15 protein-coding genes and 1 other annotated feature are annotated in these 15,159 nt (G+C 42.2%); of the genes, 12 read left to right on the forward strand and 3 right to left on the reverse strand.

The genetic code is table 11. From position 1 onward, the window contains the following. The first annotated feature begins 55 nt into the window (after nt 1–55). Together ybjG and BDD26_RS18285 are read left to right on the forward strand one after the other, a co-directional pair. Complete coding sequence (gene ybjG / locus BDD26_RS18280) at nt 56–664, forward strand: undecaprenyl-diphosphate phosphatase (RefSeq protein WP_244922781.1); 609 nt, start codon at nt 56–58, stop codon at nt 662–664. Between the two features lie 935 nt (nt 665–1,599). Beyond that, complete coding sequence (locus tag BDD26_RS18285) at nt 1,600–2,904, forward strand: HAAAP family serine/threonine permease (protein WP_038259472.1); 1,305 nt, start codon at nt 1,600–1,602, stop codon at nt 2,902–2,904. A 125-nt stretch (nt 2,905–3,029) separates the two neighbouring features. On the opposite strand, the gene BDD26_RS18290 is transcribed toward BDD26_RS18285, so the two are convergent. After that, a complete protein-coding gene (locus tag BDD26_RS18290) occupies nt 3,030–4,238 on the reverse strand; it encodes a serine hydrolase (protein WP_115827362.1) in 1,209 nt (402 codons plus the stop codon). A 164-nt stretch (nt 4,239–4,402) separates the two neighbouring features. Between BDD26_RS18290 and BDD26_RS18295 the strand changes: the two genes are divergently transcribed. Then, nucleotides 4,403–5,023, forward strand: coding sequence for a glutathione S-transferase family protein (locus BDD26_RS18295; RefSeq protein ID WP_038259487.1), 621 nt, complete (start codon nt 4,403–4,405; stop codon nt 5,021–5,023). Here the strand turns inward: BDD26_RS18295 and BDD26_RS18300 are convergent, their stop codons facing one another. Continuing rightward, nucleotides 5,024–5,875 (reverse strand): SDR family oxidoreductase, encoded by an 852-nt coding sequence (locus BDD26_RS18300; protein WP_099119379.1) that lies wholly within the window; start codon nt 5,873–5,875, stop codon nt 5,024–5,026. Nucleotides 5,876–6,257: 382 nt separating this feature from the next. On the opposite strand from BDD26_RS18300, the gene hisL reads away from it, so the two are divergent. The 9 genes from hisL to hisIE all read left to right on the forward strand — a co-directional run bounded on the left by hisL (nt 6,258) and on the right by hisIE (nt 13,774). Then, the gene (hisL, locus tag BDD26_RS18305) at nt 6,258–6,305 is read left to right on the forward strand and encodes a his operon leader peptide (RefSeq protein WP_113967449.1); all 48 of its coding nucleotides are present in this window, start codon (nt 6,258–6,260) and stop codon (nt 6,303–6,305) included. Next, nucleotides 6,281–6,403, forward strand: a sequence feature (His leader region). Its footprint overlaps the gene before it by 25 nt. 180 nt (nt 6,404–6,583) lie before the next feature. Continuing rightward, on the forward strand, nt 6,584–7,483 hold the full coding sequence (gene hisG / locus BDD26_RS18310; RefSeq protein WP_038259475.1) for an ATP phosphoribosyltransferase: 900 nt from the start codon (nt 6,584–6,586) through the stop codon (nt 7,481–7,483). 5 nt (nt 7,484–7,488) lie between these two features. After that, entirely contained in the window at nt 7,489–8,862 is a 1,374-nt protein-coding gene (gene hisD / locus BDD26_RS18315) for a histidinol dehydrogenase (RefSeq protein WP_115827363.1), read from the forward strand. A gap of 9 nt (nt 8,863–8,871) precedes the next feature. Beyond that, nucleotides 8,872–9,978, forward strand: coding sequence for a histidinol-phosphate transaminase (gene hisC / locus BDD26_RS18320; RefSeq protein WP_115827364.1), 1,107 nt, complete (start codon nt 8,872–8,874; stop codon nt 9,976–9,978). Further along, nucleotides 9,975–11,042, forward strand: a complete 1,068-nt coding sequence (hisB, locus tag BDD26_RS18325; protein WP_115827365.1) for a bifunctional histidinol-phosphatase/imidazoleglycerol-phosphate dehydratase HisB — start codon at nt 9,975–9,977, stop codon at nt 11,040–11,042. The genes hisC and hisB overlap by 4 nt, the downstream gene beginning before the upstream one ends. Before the next feature lie 12 nt (nt 11,043–11,054). Beyond that, nucleotides 11,055–11,645, forward strand: a complete 591-nt coding sequence (hisH, locus tag BDD26_RS18330; RefSeq protein WP_115827597.1) for an imidazole glycerol phosphate synthase subunit HisH — start codon at nt 11,055–11,057, stop codon at nt 11,643–11,645. A gap of 4 nt (nt 11,646–11,649) precedes the next feature. Further along, nucleotides 11,650–12,387, forward strand: coding sequence for a 1-(5-phosphoribosyl)-5-[(5-phosphoribosylamino)methylideneamino]imidazole-4-carboxamide isomerase (gene hisA, locus BDD26_RS18335; RefSeq protein WP_115827366.1), 738 nt, complete (start codon nt 11,650–11,652; stop codon nt 12,385–12,387). Next, nucleotides 12,369–13,145: an imidazole glycerol phosphate synthase subunit HisF gene (gene hisF, locus BDD26_RS18340; protein WP_115827367.1), complete on the forward strand. Its 777-nt coding sequence runs from the start codon at nt 12,369–12,371 to the stop codon at nt 13,143–13,145. The genes hisA and hisF overlap by 19 nt, the downstream gene beginning before the upstream one ends. Beyond that, complete coding sequence (gene hisIE / locus BDD26_RS18345; RefSeq protein WP_115827368.1) at nt 13,139–13,774, forward strand: bifunctional phosphoribosyl-AMP cyclohydrolase/phosphoribosyl-ATP diphosphatase HisIE; 636 nt, start codon at nt 13,139–13,141, stop codon at nt 13,772–13,774. Before hisF ends, hisIE begins: the two co-directional genes overlap by 7 nt. Nucleotides 13,775–13,929: 155 nt before the next feature. Here the strand turns inward: hisIE and yiaY are convergent, their stop codons facing one another. Next, a complete protein-coding gene (gene yiaY, locus BDD26_RS18350) occupies nt 13,930–15,081 on the reverse strand; it encodes an L-threonine dehydrogenase (RefSeq protein ID WP_115827369.1) in 1,152 nt (383 codons plus the stop codon). Nucleotides 15,082–15,159 lie beyond the last annotated feature (78 nt).

Here is a 15,159-nt window from a genome sequence, read left to right on the forward strand (position 1 = left end):
AGTATTTGATAAAGCACGTTATCATATTTACTTCAATGCACGTGTGAGGCTCATTTTGCTAGAACAACTGAACCACGATTTGTTTACTCTTATCAATGCTACACCAGATTCATCACCAGGTATGATCATGTTTTCAATCTTTGTTGCAAAATATCTGGTGTATGTATACCCCATCACTTTGGCAGTTTGCTGGCTTTGGGGGGGAAAAGAAGCTATCTCACACCAGCGCATTGTTGTCAGCAAATCTTGTATTGCTTTTGCCTTTGCAATGACAGTTTCAGCAATCATTGGAATGCTGGTTCCACATGCACGCCCTTTTGTTGAAGGTGTTGGTCATAATTTTCTTGCTCATGCGCCAACAGTTTCTTTCCCCAGTAATCACGGTACAGCTGTGTTTACTTTCGCATTAGCATTTATCTTCTGGCACCGAATCTGGTCAGGTTTTTGTCTGATGGTTATTGCCGGCGCTATTGTCTGGGCCAGAGTCTATGTCGGAGTCCACTGGCCAATTGATATGTTTGGCGCATTTTTGGTCAGCCTCATGGGATGTGCATTTTCCCAAATATTCTGGCACCTCTATGGAGCATGCTTGCAAAGCAAACTAACCTGCCTTTACCAATTCTGCTGTGCTTTTTTAATCAGAAGAGGTTGGGTACAAAGTTAAATCAAACTCTCAACATCGCAACAGAAAATAGATTCCCCCAGAGACTTAGGATTTTGTAACTGGGGGAACTACGATTAAGAAAGTTAGTGTGGCTGAACACAATAACGTCTCATTTGACAAAGCTTCTGTGTTATCTAAAAAAACAAATAAATCAGTAATCGATATAAAACACTTCGTTATATACAACATTACATAACTGTAATAAGATTACCCTTTCTTCACAAATCAAACCTTGTTTGATTTTTTTTCATTCAACATTTTTTAAACATCAAGAAGATTATTAATTCATAATATTAATGAAATCAAAATCCCAATCATACAGCACATATTTTAAACCAAAATAAAAGTCACTATTATTTTACTGTTATTTCATACTGATACAGTAAAATAAAGAAAGGAAGGATTTATAGCTAAAGGGATAAAGATTATATTAAGCTGAGACTAGCATCCCTCATAAAAAATAATATATTAATATTTTAATGAAAAATCAGGAATAAGTAAACGGACACAGAATGTTAAAATCCAATTGATGATATTTATTATCCATTTTTATGCATGCTTCTTATTTAATATTTAATTAACATCATCATGAAAACTCATAACATATTAACTTTACGATATAAATCTTACAATTGCGAGAGCGATCACGGTACATTTTACTAAAAATAATTATATTCCCCCTACCAAAATTCTGTGATTAAGCTTTTTTGATTTAAGCATCAAGAAATAGAACTAAACTGGATCTCGAATCCTCTGCTTAAGATGACCATATTTTAGGCAATATTATTAGTATAGAAATAAAAGTGTTTAAATAAACATCAGAACAATATCTGACAATTTATTATTCATATAACGAATCCAGCTCGCGCATTTTATTAATGTGCGGGTTTAGCAATTTTTAAATTTTACTTTACCGCGTTATTTCGGAGATATTTATGGACACATCTCAAACAGGTTCAATCGCATCCTCTGCTTTCAGCAAAAGCGATTATTCTACCTGGCGTAAATCAGACACTGTATGGATGTTGGGATTATATGGTACAGCCATTGGCGCTGGCGTTCTGTTTCTTCCCATAAACGCCGGTATTGGTGGGTTAATACCACTTATCATCATGGCACTGCTTGCACTTCCGATGACATTCTTTGCTCACCGCGGAATGTGTCGTTTTGTCCTGTCCGGCAAAAATAGCGGCGAAGATATCACTGGCGTGGTAGAAGAACATTTCGGTAAAGTTGCAGGTTTTTTAATCACTATTCTGTACTTCTTTGCAATTTACCCTATCCTGCTGGTTTATAGTGTTGCAATAACCAATACGGTAGAAAGTTTTATTATCCACCAGCTACATATGGATGCCCCACCTCGTGCACTGCTGGCACTGTTATTAATCCTGGGCGTTATGAGCATTATTCGTTTCGGTGAACAAACGATTGTCAAAGCAATGAGTGTCCTGGTATTCCCATTTGTCGCCGTTTTGATGCTTCTGGCTCTGTATCTGATCCCTCACTGGAACACGACTATCTTTGATACTTTATCGCTGGAAAATACCGTATCCTCAACCAATAGTCATGGTCTGCTGTTCACCCTGTGGTTGGCGATCCCAGTAATGGTTTTCTCTTTCAATCATTCCCCGATTATCTCTGCATTTGCTGTGGCAAAACGTGAAGAGTACGGTGAAAATGCGGAGAAAAAATGTTCACGCATTCTGGGCTATGCTCACATCATGATGGTACTGACAGTCATGTTCTTCGTCTTCAGTTGCGTACTAAGCCTGTCACCGGAAAATCTGGCGGAAGCTAAAGCACAGAACATTACTATTCTGTCTTATCTGGCTAACCATTTTAATGCACCAGTTATTGAATACATTGCACCATTCATTGCCTTCATCGCAATTACCAAGTCATTCCTTGGTCACTATCTGGGTGCCCGTGAAGGTTTTAATGGCATCATTAACAAGGCACTGAGCACACAAGGAAAAACAATTCAGCACAAGACGCTGAATCGTATCACCAGTTTGTTCATGCTAATCAGTGCCTGGATTATTGCAACACTTAACCCTAGTATTCTGAACATCATTGAATCTCTGGGCGGGCCAATCATTGCCATGATCCTGTTCATCATGCCAATGTATGCTATTTATAAGGTTCCGGCTATGCGCAAATATGCAGGCAAACCAAGCAATATCTTTGTTATTGTTACAGGGTCAATCGCTATTTCAGCAGCCGTTTACTCTGTGATGTAATGAATATATCAGGCAGCTTTCTACAGTCACTGCCCTGAAATAAATGCCAGCTACGATTAAAGGTGACTGGCATTTTTTTAACTTCTGACTATTTTCAAATTATTATATTTTTACTTAATCATTCACTAACTGAAAATTGAGTTAAACCAACCGCTGACGGTCAGTACAATAAAATCCCAAATGCGGCCAAAGAACCCTGTCTCCTCAACGGATTCTTTTACTACCAGCGGGCGTTGTTCAATGACCTTGCCATCCAGCATAAAATTAACCGTTCCTACAACCTGATTTTTTGCCAATGGCGCTTCCAGTGGTGTCTGATTCAGTGTAAAACTTGCTTTCAAATTACCCGACTGCCCACGCAAAACCGTAACTGCCGCATCTTTCTCTACCCCTAAAGCAACTTCTGGGCGAGTTCCATACCATACTTTTTCTGTTACTAGTACATCATCGGCCTTAAGCGGAGTACTGGTTTCATAAAAACGGAAACCCCATGCCAGAAGCTTTTCACTGTCCACAAAACGAATTCGATCACTTGGAGCACCCAGAACAACTGAGATTAAACGCATTGGGCCTTCTGTAGCAGAGGCAACAAGATTATATCCTGCTCCGCTGGTATGACCTGTCTTTATACCATCCACACTCATGTTTTGATTCCACAACAAACGGTTGCGGTTAGGCTGACGGATTTTGTTGAAAGTGAATTCTTTTTCTTTATTTAGTGCATATTCTTCTGGAACATCACGGATCATTGCCTGACCCAAAAGTGCCATATCACGAGCAGTGCTATACTGCCCGGCGGCATCTAAACCATGAACAGTCTTGAAATGAGTATTTGTCAGACCTAGCGATTGGGAGTATTTATTCATTAAATCAACAAAAGCATCCTGACTACCTGCAACATAATCTGCAAGAGCAATGCTGGCATCATTACCAGACTGGATAACAATACCACGATTTAAATCAATGACTTTGACTCTATCTCCGGGTTTTAAAAACATCAGGGATGACCCTTTAAGTACCGGATTACCTGTCGCCCAGGCATCTTTTCCGACAGTGACCAAATCCTCTTGGGAAACTTTGCCAGCTTTCATCGCCTGCCCAATCACATAGCTGGTCATCATCTTTGTCAGACTCGCAGGATCCAAACGCTCATCAGGGTTATTTGATGCCAGAATTTTTCCACTGGCATAGTCCATCAAAATATAAGCTTTAGCATCAATCTCTGGCGCAGCCGGTTCATTTATCGCGTATAAGTTGGTACTTGCCAGCCAAAAAACACTTAGCCCTATCGTAAAAGACTTTATTATCTTTATCTGACCTCTTTTTTTCATCATCGCTCGCCTTCTTTCTCTGACAGCCAAAATACAAAACCTCTATTAATATAGGATGTTATGAGATAAGACTCCAACCCAATAACGTAAAGATTTTCCTGTCATTCACATGCATTTATTGTCATATTATCGATAATTCAGAACAACCTGATATTAAGGAGAAAATGGTGCTGACAGTCTGGGGACGTAAGAATTCATCGAATGTAAAAAAGGTTCTTTGGTGTCTGGAAGAATTAAAGATCCCATATCAGCAAATTGATGTTGGTGGAAAATTTGGCAAACTTGATGATCCAAAATATTTACACATGAACCCTAATGGCGTTATTCCATGTTTACAGGACGATGATTTTATCCTGTGGGAATCAAATGTGATTGTCCGTTACATTGCGGAAAAATTTGGCAAAGATACTCTTTACCCAACTGATATTAAAGAAAAATATAATGTCGAAAAATGGATGGATTGGATAGGCTGTAATCTCTTTCCTCCAATCAAGCAGCTTATGATAAACCTTGTCAGAACTCCGGCAGCGCAACGCGATCAAAAAATCATCTCTCAGACATTAGCAGAGATAGAAAAACTGCTGAAAATTACTGATGAAACATTGAGCAAACAAACTTATCTTTCTGGTGATAAATTTGGCATGGCCGACATCGCCCTTGCTCCCTTTGTCTACCTATGGATTAATATCGTGACAGAACATCAATCGCTGCCAAACTTAGAACGCTGGTATCAATTAATGACTAAAAGACCAGCGTTCCAAAAAATCGTTATGATTGAAATAAGCTAATTACAGGCTCATCGGCATTCTGCCGGGATCTGGATATTGATATTCGAACCCCAGTTCCCGGCAAATGCGGCTTCCATCAACCGTTTTACATTTCCCTGTGTGATTTTCCATTTCCTCATCTTCCGGTTGTAAAAATTCTGGCGGGGTCAAATTAAGCTGACGGCAGGCTTGTGAGTAAAACTCCGATCTTTTCGGATGTTCCGGAGCACACAAGTTATAGATACTGCCTCCTTCAGAACGCTGAATAAGGAGTTTAATAGCAGAGATAGCATCATCCTGATGAACTAAATTTACTGCGTTTTCTCCCCCAACAATCGCTTTCTGCCCTGCCAGAAAACGTCCTGCATGGCGACCGCTGCCTACCAATCCCGCCAAACGCAGGATATCAACAGATGTATTGGGTAATTGATGCAGCCAGTTTTCCAGCTCAACCAATGCTCTGGCAGATTGAGTTTCAGGAAACAATGGTGCATCTTCATTGAGATGGCCGACAGAAGAGCCATAAACAGAAGTTGAACTGGTAAAAATAATATGAGGGACAGAATACGAGAGCGCAGTATCAACAAGTAACTGTATTGCTCTGACATACTCTGCCCCACCTCCTGCAACTCTGCTGACAGGCAATGTCAAAACCAATACATCAACTGACATAAGTTGTTCAAGCTCATCGGGTGTACAGATGATTTCAGGGGTCAAATTCAATAAATGACAGTCAACTCCACACATACAGGCTGCTTCAACACCATCCGGGGTTGTTTTGCTACCGACTACCTGTATACCGCTCCCCCGCAAAGCTTGTGCCAATGGCATTCCCAACCATCCCAGGCCAATAATTGAAACCTTTTTCACCATGATTCTCCCCAGCACATATGATTTTGATTATTGAAGCAAATTACGCCTGTAAAGGATATCAACCGCTCACTTTCCTAAAGAGGATAAAACATTATTTTCATATAAAACAAAACGTTAATAGCGAAAAATAACTTTTTTAAAAAAAGGGTTGCTTTTCATACACCGGATCAGATAGGTTAAATGGCACGCAATCAATTTCTTATGTCTGCTAGCCTATAGCAAACATATATACAAAGTTAAGCATAAAGTTTTCCTGAAGTCACAAAGTAGACCAGACATAAGTAGCGCTAAAACATGCCATTGCCTGCAAAGCCGTGACTTGGAAGATGACAAATATACGCTCAAATTATTAATCACGTATTCGACAGAGAGCACACATATTATGAATCGTATTCAATTTAACCATCACCACCACCATCATCCTGATTAGTCTTTCAGGCTGTTGTGTGCTGGAAGACGTTTAATAACTCTTCCGGTGGTGTGAATACGATAAAAAACCCTCGGAAGATTTTCCGGGGGTTTTTTATGCCCAACAGATTCCGAGTTACCTAAATTTCAAGTTTTCAAATTATATCGTGGTAAAACGTAGCAACAACCAAGCATCGCCAGTGCTAAGAGCCATGAACACAAGCGTCATAAGCCCCAAGAAACAACTTGAAACGACAGAGAATATTCTGATTTATATATTGATTATAGGGTAGACATAACATGTTAGATAAAACTCGATTACGGATAGCTATGCAGAAATCAGGACGCTTGAGTGATGACTCCCAGGCATTACTGACGCGCTGTGGCATCAAAATCAATTTACAGCAACAACGCCTGATCGCATTCGCAGAAAATATGCCCATTGATATCCTGCGTGTCCGTGATGATGATATTCCTGGTCTTGTAATGGATGGTGTTGTCGATTTAGGTATTGTTGGTGAAAATGTACTCGAAGAAGAACTGCTTAGCCGTCTCGCACAGGGAGATAGCCCACAATATACCACACTGCGCCGCCTTGATTTTGGTAGTTGCCGCCTCTCTCTCGCCGCCCCTTTTGATTATGACTATACTGGCGCAGAATGTTTACAAAACTCTCGTATCGCAACCTCTTACCCACACCTATTAAAACGCTATCTGGATCAAAAAGGCGTTCAATTCAAACCCTGTCTTCTCAATGGCTCTGTCGAAGTCGCTCCCCGGGCAGGATTGGCCGATGCCATCTGTGATTTGATATCAACTGGTGCAACATTAGAAGCAAACGGTCTGCGGGAAGTTGAAGTTATCTATCGTTCAAAAGCCTGTCTGATCCAGCGTGATGGTGAAATGCCAGAAACAAAACAACAATTAATTAATAAGTTAATGATCCGCATTCAAGGTGTAATTCAGGCTCGTGAGTCCAAATACATCATGCTACATGCTCCAAGTGACAAGTTAGAAGAAATTATCTCATTACTGCCGGGCGCAGAACGCCCAACCATTTTGCCTCTGGCCGGAGCTCAAAATCGCGTCGCCATGCACATGGTCAGCAGTGAAACTCTATTCTGGGAAACGATGGAAAAACTCAAGACACTGGGTGCCAGTTCCATTCTTGTTTTGCCCATTGAAAAGATGATGGAGTAATCCTGATGAGTGCTAATCTTAATATAACTTTGAGTAATGCCTCTGATTTTAACACCATCATTCGCTGGCAAGAGTGTACACCGGAACAGCAACAAATACTGCTGACCCGCCCTGCTGTTGCCGCATCTGAAGATGTTGCCCGTACGGTAAAACAGATCCTGGAAACCGTCAAAGAGCGTGGAGATGAAGTATTACGGGAGCTTAGTCAACATTTGGATAATACCGCAGTTAATACCATCCAAATTTCTGTAGATGAAATTAGCGCCGCAACCAAACGCCTGGCACCAGAAATCAAGCAAGCTATGCAACAGGCCATGAACAATATCCGCCTGTTTCATGAAGCACAAAAACCAACAGTGGTTGAAGTAGAAACTATACCCGGTGTGTACTGCCGACAAATTACACGACCGATTGATTCAGTAGGGCTATACATCCCCGGAGGTTCCGCGCCATTACCTTCCACTGTGCTAATGCTCGGAACACCCGCCAGTATCGCAGGATGCCGTAAGGTAATTTTATGCTCTCCACCACCAATTGCTGATGAAATACTCTATGCTGCCCAATTATGCGGTATCAGCGAAATATTTCAGATTGGTGGTGCTCAAGCCATTGCAGCAATGGCATTTGGTACAGAATCCATCCCTAAAGTGGATAAAATTTTTGGCCCAGGTAGCGCATGGGTCACCGAAGCCAAACGACAAGTAAGCCAACGCTTTGATGGTGCAACCATTGATATGCCCGCCGGCCCCTCAGAAGTACTGGTAATTGCAGACAATAGCGCTAATCCCACATTTACAGCAGCAGACCTACTTTCACAAGCAGAACATGGCCCAGATTCCCAAGTCATATTGGTCACACCTGACGAAAATTATGCCAAACAGGTCATTCGTGAAATTGAGAAACAACTTATTACTCTGCCACGTCAACAAATCGCTATTCAGGCCTTACAATCCAGCCGTATCATTGTCACTGCTAATATTGACCAATGTGTGACAATCAGTAACCAATATGGCCCTGAGCATTTGATCATCCAAACGCGGCAACCAGAACAGCTTGTAGACAAAATCACCAGCGCTGGCTCCATTTTCCTTGGCGACTGGTCGCCTGAATCTGCGGGAGATTATGCTTCCGGTACAAATCACGTATTACCAACTTACGGTTATACCTCAACCTATTCAAGCCTCGGTTTGGCTGATTTCCTGAAAAGAATGACCATTCAGAAACTCACACCACAAGGTTTAAAAAAACTTGCACCAACTATAGAAACACTGGCACAGGCAGAACAACTCACTGCACACAAGAATGCGGTTACATTACGCATAGCGGCCCTGAACAGTACAGATAATACAGACAACACCGACACACAGCCCAAAGCTTAAGGAGCAATAATGAGCACTGTTTTTGATGTCAATTCACTGGCAAGAGAAAATATCCGTAAATTAGTTCCTTATATGTCAGCCCGTCGTCTGGGTGGTAACGGTGATATTTGGTTAAATGCCAACGAATATCATACCGCCCCCGATTTTCAATTCTCGGAAAAAACTCTCAACCGCTATCCTGAGTGCCAGCCTGTAACGGTTATTCAGCGCTATGCAGATTACACAGACCTGCAACCAGAACAAGTGCTTGTCAGCCGTGGAGCTGATGAATCCATAGAGCTGCTGATCCGCGTTTTCTGCGAACCGGGTAAAGATGCCGTTCTGTTTTGCCCTCCAACATATGGTATGTACGGTGTCAGTGCGGAAACCTTCGGGGTCGAGCAGAAAAAGATCCTCAGCAGTGCTGACTGGCAGCCAAATATTACAGCAATCCAAAATAATCTGGATCGCGTCAAATTGATCTATATCTGCAACCCGAATAATCCAACAGGTAATCTGATTGATCCCGCGGCATTACGCCAGATCCTCGAACTTGCCCGTAATCGTGCCATTGTTGCCATTGATGAAGCCTATATCGAATTCAGCCCGCAAAATACTACCATTCACTGGCTAAAAGAGTATCCACACTTGGTGATTTTGCGAACCCTCTCGAAAGCTTTTGCTTTAGCAGGGCTACGTTGTGGATTTACTCTGGCTTCTGCCGATATTATCGCGCTAATGTTGAAAGTGATTGCTCCTTATCCACTTGCTACGCCTGTTGCAGACATCGCTGCACAGGCGTTAACTGCAACAGGCATTCGAGCAATGCAAAACCGGGTAGAAGAAATTATTGCTAATCGTGCTTATCTACAAGCAGCACTTGATGAATTGATATTAGTGGAAAAGGTATTTCCCAGTGAAACCAACTATATCCTGGTCAGATTCACCAATGCTGAATTAGTATTCAGAGCATTATGGGATCAGGGCACTATCCTGCGCGATCAACAAAAACAACCGGGGCTAGAAAATTGCTTACGTATTACGGTTGGCAGTCGTAGTGAATGTGAGCGGCTTGTCAATGCCATTGCTACTCTTTGCAAACAAACTCAACAAGTACAGGAAACAGAAAATCCATGAGCCAGAAATTGCTTTTTATTGACCGCGATGGAACATTAATTACTGAACCACCAACTGACTATCAAGTCGATCGCATTGATAAACTGGCATTTGAAGCTGGAGTGATCCCTGCTCTGCTGACCCTGCAAAAATCCGGTTACAAACTGGTTATGGTCACTAATCAGGATGGATTAGGTACAAACAGTTTTCCGCTAGCTGATTTTGAACCACCTCATACTCTGATGATGCAAGTTCTTACTTCACAAGGTATTCAGTTTGAAGAGGTATTAATCTGCCCTCACAAACCGGAAGATAACTGTAATTGCCGCAAACCAAAACTCGGTTTGGTCGAGAAATATCTGACAGATGGCATGATGGATACTAAAAACAGTTATGTGATTGGTGATAGGGAAACTGACCTGCAATTAGCCCGAAAGATGGGAATACAAGGCATTCGTTATCATGCTGATTTACTGGGCTGGTCAGCTATTTGTGAACAGTTGACCCGTAAAGATCGTTATTCCAGCGTAAATCGTAAAACGAAAGAAACTGCGATCAATATTAAAATTTGGCTGGATCGAGAAGGAGAGAGCCGCATTAATACAGGCGTCGGTTTCTTTGATCATATGCTGGATCAGATCGCCACCCATGGTGGTTTCCGCATGAACATTCAAGTTGATGGTGATCTTTATATTGACGATCATCACACTGTTGAAGACACCGGCCTTGCGTTAGGGGAAGCTCTGAAACAAGCATTGGGTGATAAACGTGGTATTGCCCGTTTCGGATTTACGCTTCCAATGGACGAATGTCTTGCCCGTTGTGCGCTGGATATTTCCGGCCGACCACATCTTGAATATAAAGCTGAGTTTAAACACCAACGCGTCGGGGATTTAAGCACAGAGATGATCGAACATTTTTTCCGCTCCCTCTCTTATACAATGGGATGTACCTTACACCTGAAAACGAAAGGTAAGAACGACCACCATCGTGCTGAAAGTCTGTTTAAAGTCTTTGGCCGCACCCTGAGACAAGCTATCCGCATAGAAGGCGATACTTTGCCCAGCTCTAAAGGTGTCTTATAAGAGAAAATGATGATGAAAGTTGTTATTTTGGATACAGGCTGTGCCAATCTTGCTTCGGTTACCTATGCTGTTCGTCGGTTAGGCTATGAACCTGTAATCAGCCGTGATGCAGATATTGTTAAATCAGCCGAGAAACTGCTCTTACCGGGTGTAGGCACAGCGGCTGCTGCAATGGATCAATTTCAGCAACGGAAGTTGATCTCCCTGATCACTTCTCTCACTCAGCCAGTATTAGGTATCTGTCTGGGTATGCAACTTCTGGCTGGAGCCAGCGAAGAAGGCGGCAATATCTCATTACTCAAATTAATCGATTCTTCTGTCAGAAAAATGGCAACTTCTGGTTTGCCATTACCACATATGGGATGGAATCAAGTCAATGCTCTCGCCGGACATCCCTTGTTCCGCAATATTAAAAACAATGCCTATTTTTATTTCGTACACAGTTATGCGCTACCTGTTGGCGAATACACCATTGCTCAAACGAATTATGGCAATCCATTCAGTAGTGCAATTGCAAAAAACAATTTTTTTGGTGTGCAATTCCACCCTGAGCGATCCGGCGCGGCAGGGGCACAGCTATTGAAAAACTTTCTGGAGATGTAATTGCATGATTATACCTGCATTAGATCTAATTGATGGCAACGTTGTGCGTTTGCATCAGGGTGATTATGACCAACGCCGGGATTATGGAAATTCTCCCTTATCCCGTTTACAGGAATATGAACAAACAGGTGCCAAACTATTGCATCTGGTGGATTTGACCGGAGCAAAAGATCCCGCTAAACGCCAAATTACATTGTTGCGTAAACTACTGGCGGGTGTTTCCATTCCGGTACAAGTCGGTGGAGGTATCCGCTCAGAAAACGATGTCAAAACGCTCTTTGAAGCCGGAGCAAGTCGGGTAGTTATTGGCTCAACTGCGGTCATCCAGCCAGAATTAGTTAAGCAATGGTTTCAAGATTACGGAGCAGAAGCCATCGTGCTGGCACTGGATATCCGCATCAATACAGATGATGTTAAACAAATTGCCATCAGCGGTTGGCAGGAAAACAGTAAGGCCACACTTGAACAAATTGTTGAACAATATCTTCCTGTTGGCCTGAAGCATGTCTTATGTACCGATATTTCCCGTGATGGCACACTAAGTGGTTCTAATATTTCACTGTATCAGGAAATCAGTCAACGCTATCCACAAGTTGCATTTCAAGCATCCGGAGGAATTGGTAGTCTCACCGATATTTCTCCTCTGCCTGCGTCTGGTGTTGCAGGTGTGATTGTTGGTCGTGCGTTACTTGAAGGAAAATTCACACTGAGGGAGGCTATTCAATGTTGGCAAAACGCATAATCCCTTGCCTTGATGTACGCGATGGACAAGTGGTTAAAGGGGTGCAATTCCGCAATCATGAGATTATTGGAGATATCGTTCCCCTTGCACAACGCTACGCTCAGGAAGGTGCAGACGAACTGGTATTTTACGATATCACCGCTTCTTCTGATGGCCGTATAGTAGATAAAAGCTGGGTTGCGAAAGTAGCTGAGGTGATCGATATCCCATTTTGTGTTGCTGGTGGGATCAAAACCGTCGAAGATGCAGGGCAAATCTTGTCATTCGGCGCAGATAAAATTTCCATTAATTCTCCTGCCTTGGCAGATCCTTCTTTGATTAACCGTCTGGCTGATCGCTATGGGGTTCAGTGTGTCGTGATCGGTATCGATACATGGTTTGATGAAAAGAATAATAGCTATCAAGTGTACCAATTTACCGGAGATGAAAAACGCACTATCGCAACTTCATGGCAAACATTAGATTGGGTCAAAGAAATACAACAACGTGGAGCAGGTGAAATTGTCCTGAACATGATGAATCAGGACGGGGTTCGTAATGGTTATGATCTCACCCAGCTTAAACTGGTTCGAGAAGCCTGCTCTGTACCCTTGATTGCTTCCGGTGGTGCAGGTACTCCAATACATTTTCTAGACGCCTTCAAAATAGCTAATGTTGATGGTGCTTTAGCCGCTTCCGTTTTCCACAAACAGATCATCAACATCGGTGAACTGAAACAGTATCTGGCAGCACAAGGGGTTGAAATAAGAACATGTTAACGATACCGCCACTAACACAACACGAAATCGAAAAATTAAACTGGGAAAAAGTCGATAACCTCATACCCGTTATCGTACAACATGCAGTGTCTGGCACAGTGTTGATGATGGGTTACATGGATCAGGAAGCACTGAATGTAACGCTAAATTCAGGCAAAGTTACCTTTTTCTCACGCACTAAACAACGGTTATGGACTAAAGGAGAAAGCTCCGGCAATTTTCTGGAATTAGTTGAAATTCACTCTGACTGTGATAACGATACTCTCCTTATCCTTGCCAGTCCTATCGGCCCAACCTGCCATAAAGGCACTGAAAGCTGTTTTGCTTCCGCACAAACAGAATGGAGTTTTCTTTACCAACTGGAACAGTTAATAGCAAGTCGAAAAAATTCGTCCCCGGATAGCTCCTATACTGCCCGCCTGTATGCCAGTGGGACAAAACGCATTGCGCAAAAAGTGGGAGAAGAAGGTGTAGAAACTGCATTAGCAGCAACCGTTAATGATAAAGAAGAGCTCACCAATGAAGCTGCGGATTTGATTTATCATCTGTTAGTGTTACTACAAGATCAAGATTTGGATCTCAGTTGTGTCATTCGCCAATTGCAAAAAAGGCATTCAATTAAGGAATAACTTTTAAGGAATAGTTTTCTGAACAGGAATAAAAGTTCAAAAAAACCGCCACTTCGTTAATTTACCTTAATAAAACGAAATGGCTTTTTGCTAAATCTTACCCTTACCAGATAAGATGCCAGAGTTTATGAAAAATTTAAAAATTTTATGAATCACTACATTGCCTCTTCGAAAATAGCAACAATCTCTTCATGTGATGCCTGAATCGGATTAGTGAAACCACAAGCATCTTTTAAGGCATTAGCTGACAATGTTGGGATATCTTCTGCTTTAACATTCAGCTCAGCTAATCCCGCCGGGATATTGACATCTTTTGCCAGTCGGCTTATCTCTTGAATACAGACTTCCGCACCCTCTTGATCATCGACATTAGCAACATCGGCTCCCATCGTGGCAGCAATATCTTTCAAGCGAGATGCTGCGGCTTTGGCATTAAAGCGCTGTACATGAGGTAATAACACCGCATTACAGACACCATGTGGCAGATCATAGAAACCACCTAATTGATGCGCCATCGCGTGAACATAACCCAAAGAAGCATTGTTGAATGCCATACCCGCTAAGAATTGGGCATAAGCCATATTTTCACGCGCTTCTACATCACTGCCATCTTCAACAGCACGACGCAAATGGCGGCTGATCATTGCTACCGCTTTCAACGCGCAGGCATCAGTGATCGGGTTAGCTGCTATAGATACATAGGCTTCAATCGCATGAGTCAGTGCATCCATACCGGTCGCAGCCGTCAGTCCTTTTGGCATTCCAATCATCAATGCAGGATCATTAACTGATAAGATTGGGGTCACATTTTTGTCCACAATTGCCATTTTAATATGGCGATCTATATCTGTGATGATACAAAAACGCGTCATTTCGGAAGCTGTCCCTGCCGTAGTATTAATCGCTATCAGCGGCAATTGGGGCTTTGCAGAGCGATCAACACCTTCATAATCACGGATATCACCACCATTTGCGGCAACCAGCGCAATACCTTTCGCACAATCGTGTGGTGAACCACCACCCAGAGAAATTACAAAATCACAATCATGCTGACGCAGAATAGCCAGCCCTTGTTCGACATTGATTGTAGTTGGATTCGGATTCGTTCCATCATAAACTGCACTTTTTATCCCTACATCGGCCAATAACCTCTGAACTTTCCCAACAACACCAATCTCGTTCAGCACACAGTCAGTGACAATCAAGGCCTGCTTATAACCATAAACTTTCACTAACTCAACGGCTTCATTCAAGCATCCCATACCGATTTTATTTACAGGCGGGATAAAAAAAGTTGATATTGCCATTAGGAACTCCTTATATTTTAATGAGGTATCTCAAATCCTGATGTACGAGAAGTGATTTATAATTTGTCACTTATCTGC

This window comes from Xenorhabdus cabanillasii, from assembly GCF_003386665.1.
GTDB classification, from domain to species: Bacteria; Pseudomonadota; Gammaproteobacteria; order Enterobacterales; family Enterobacteriaceae; genus Xenorhabdus; species Xenorhabdus cabanillasii.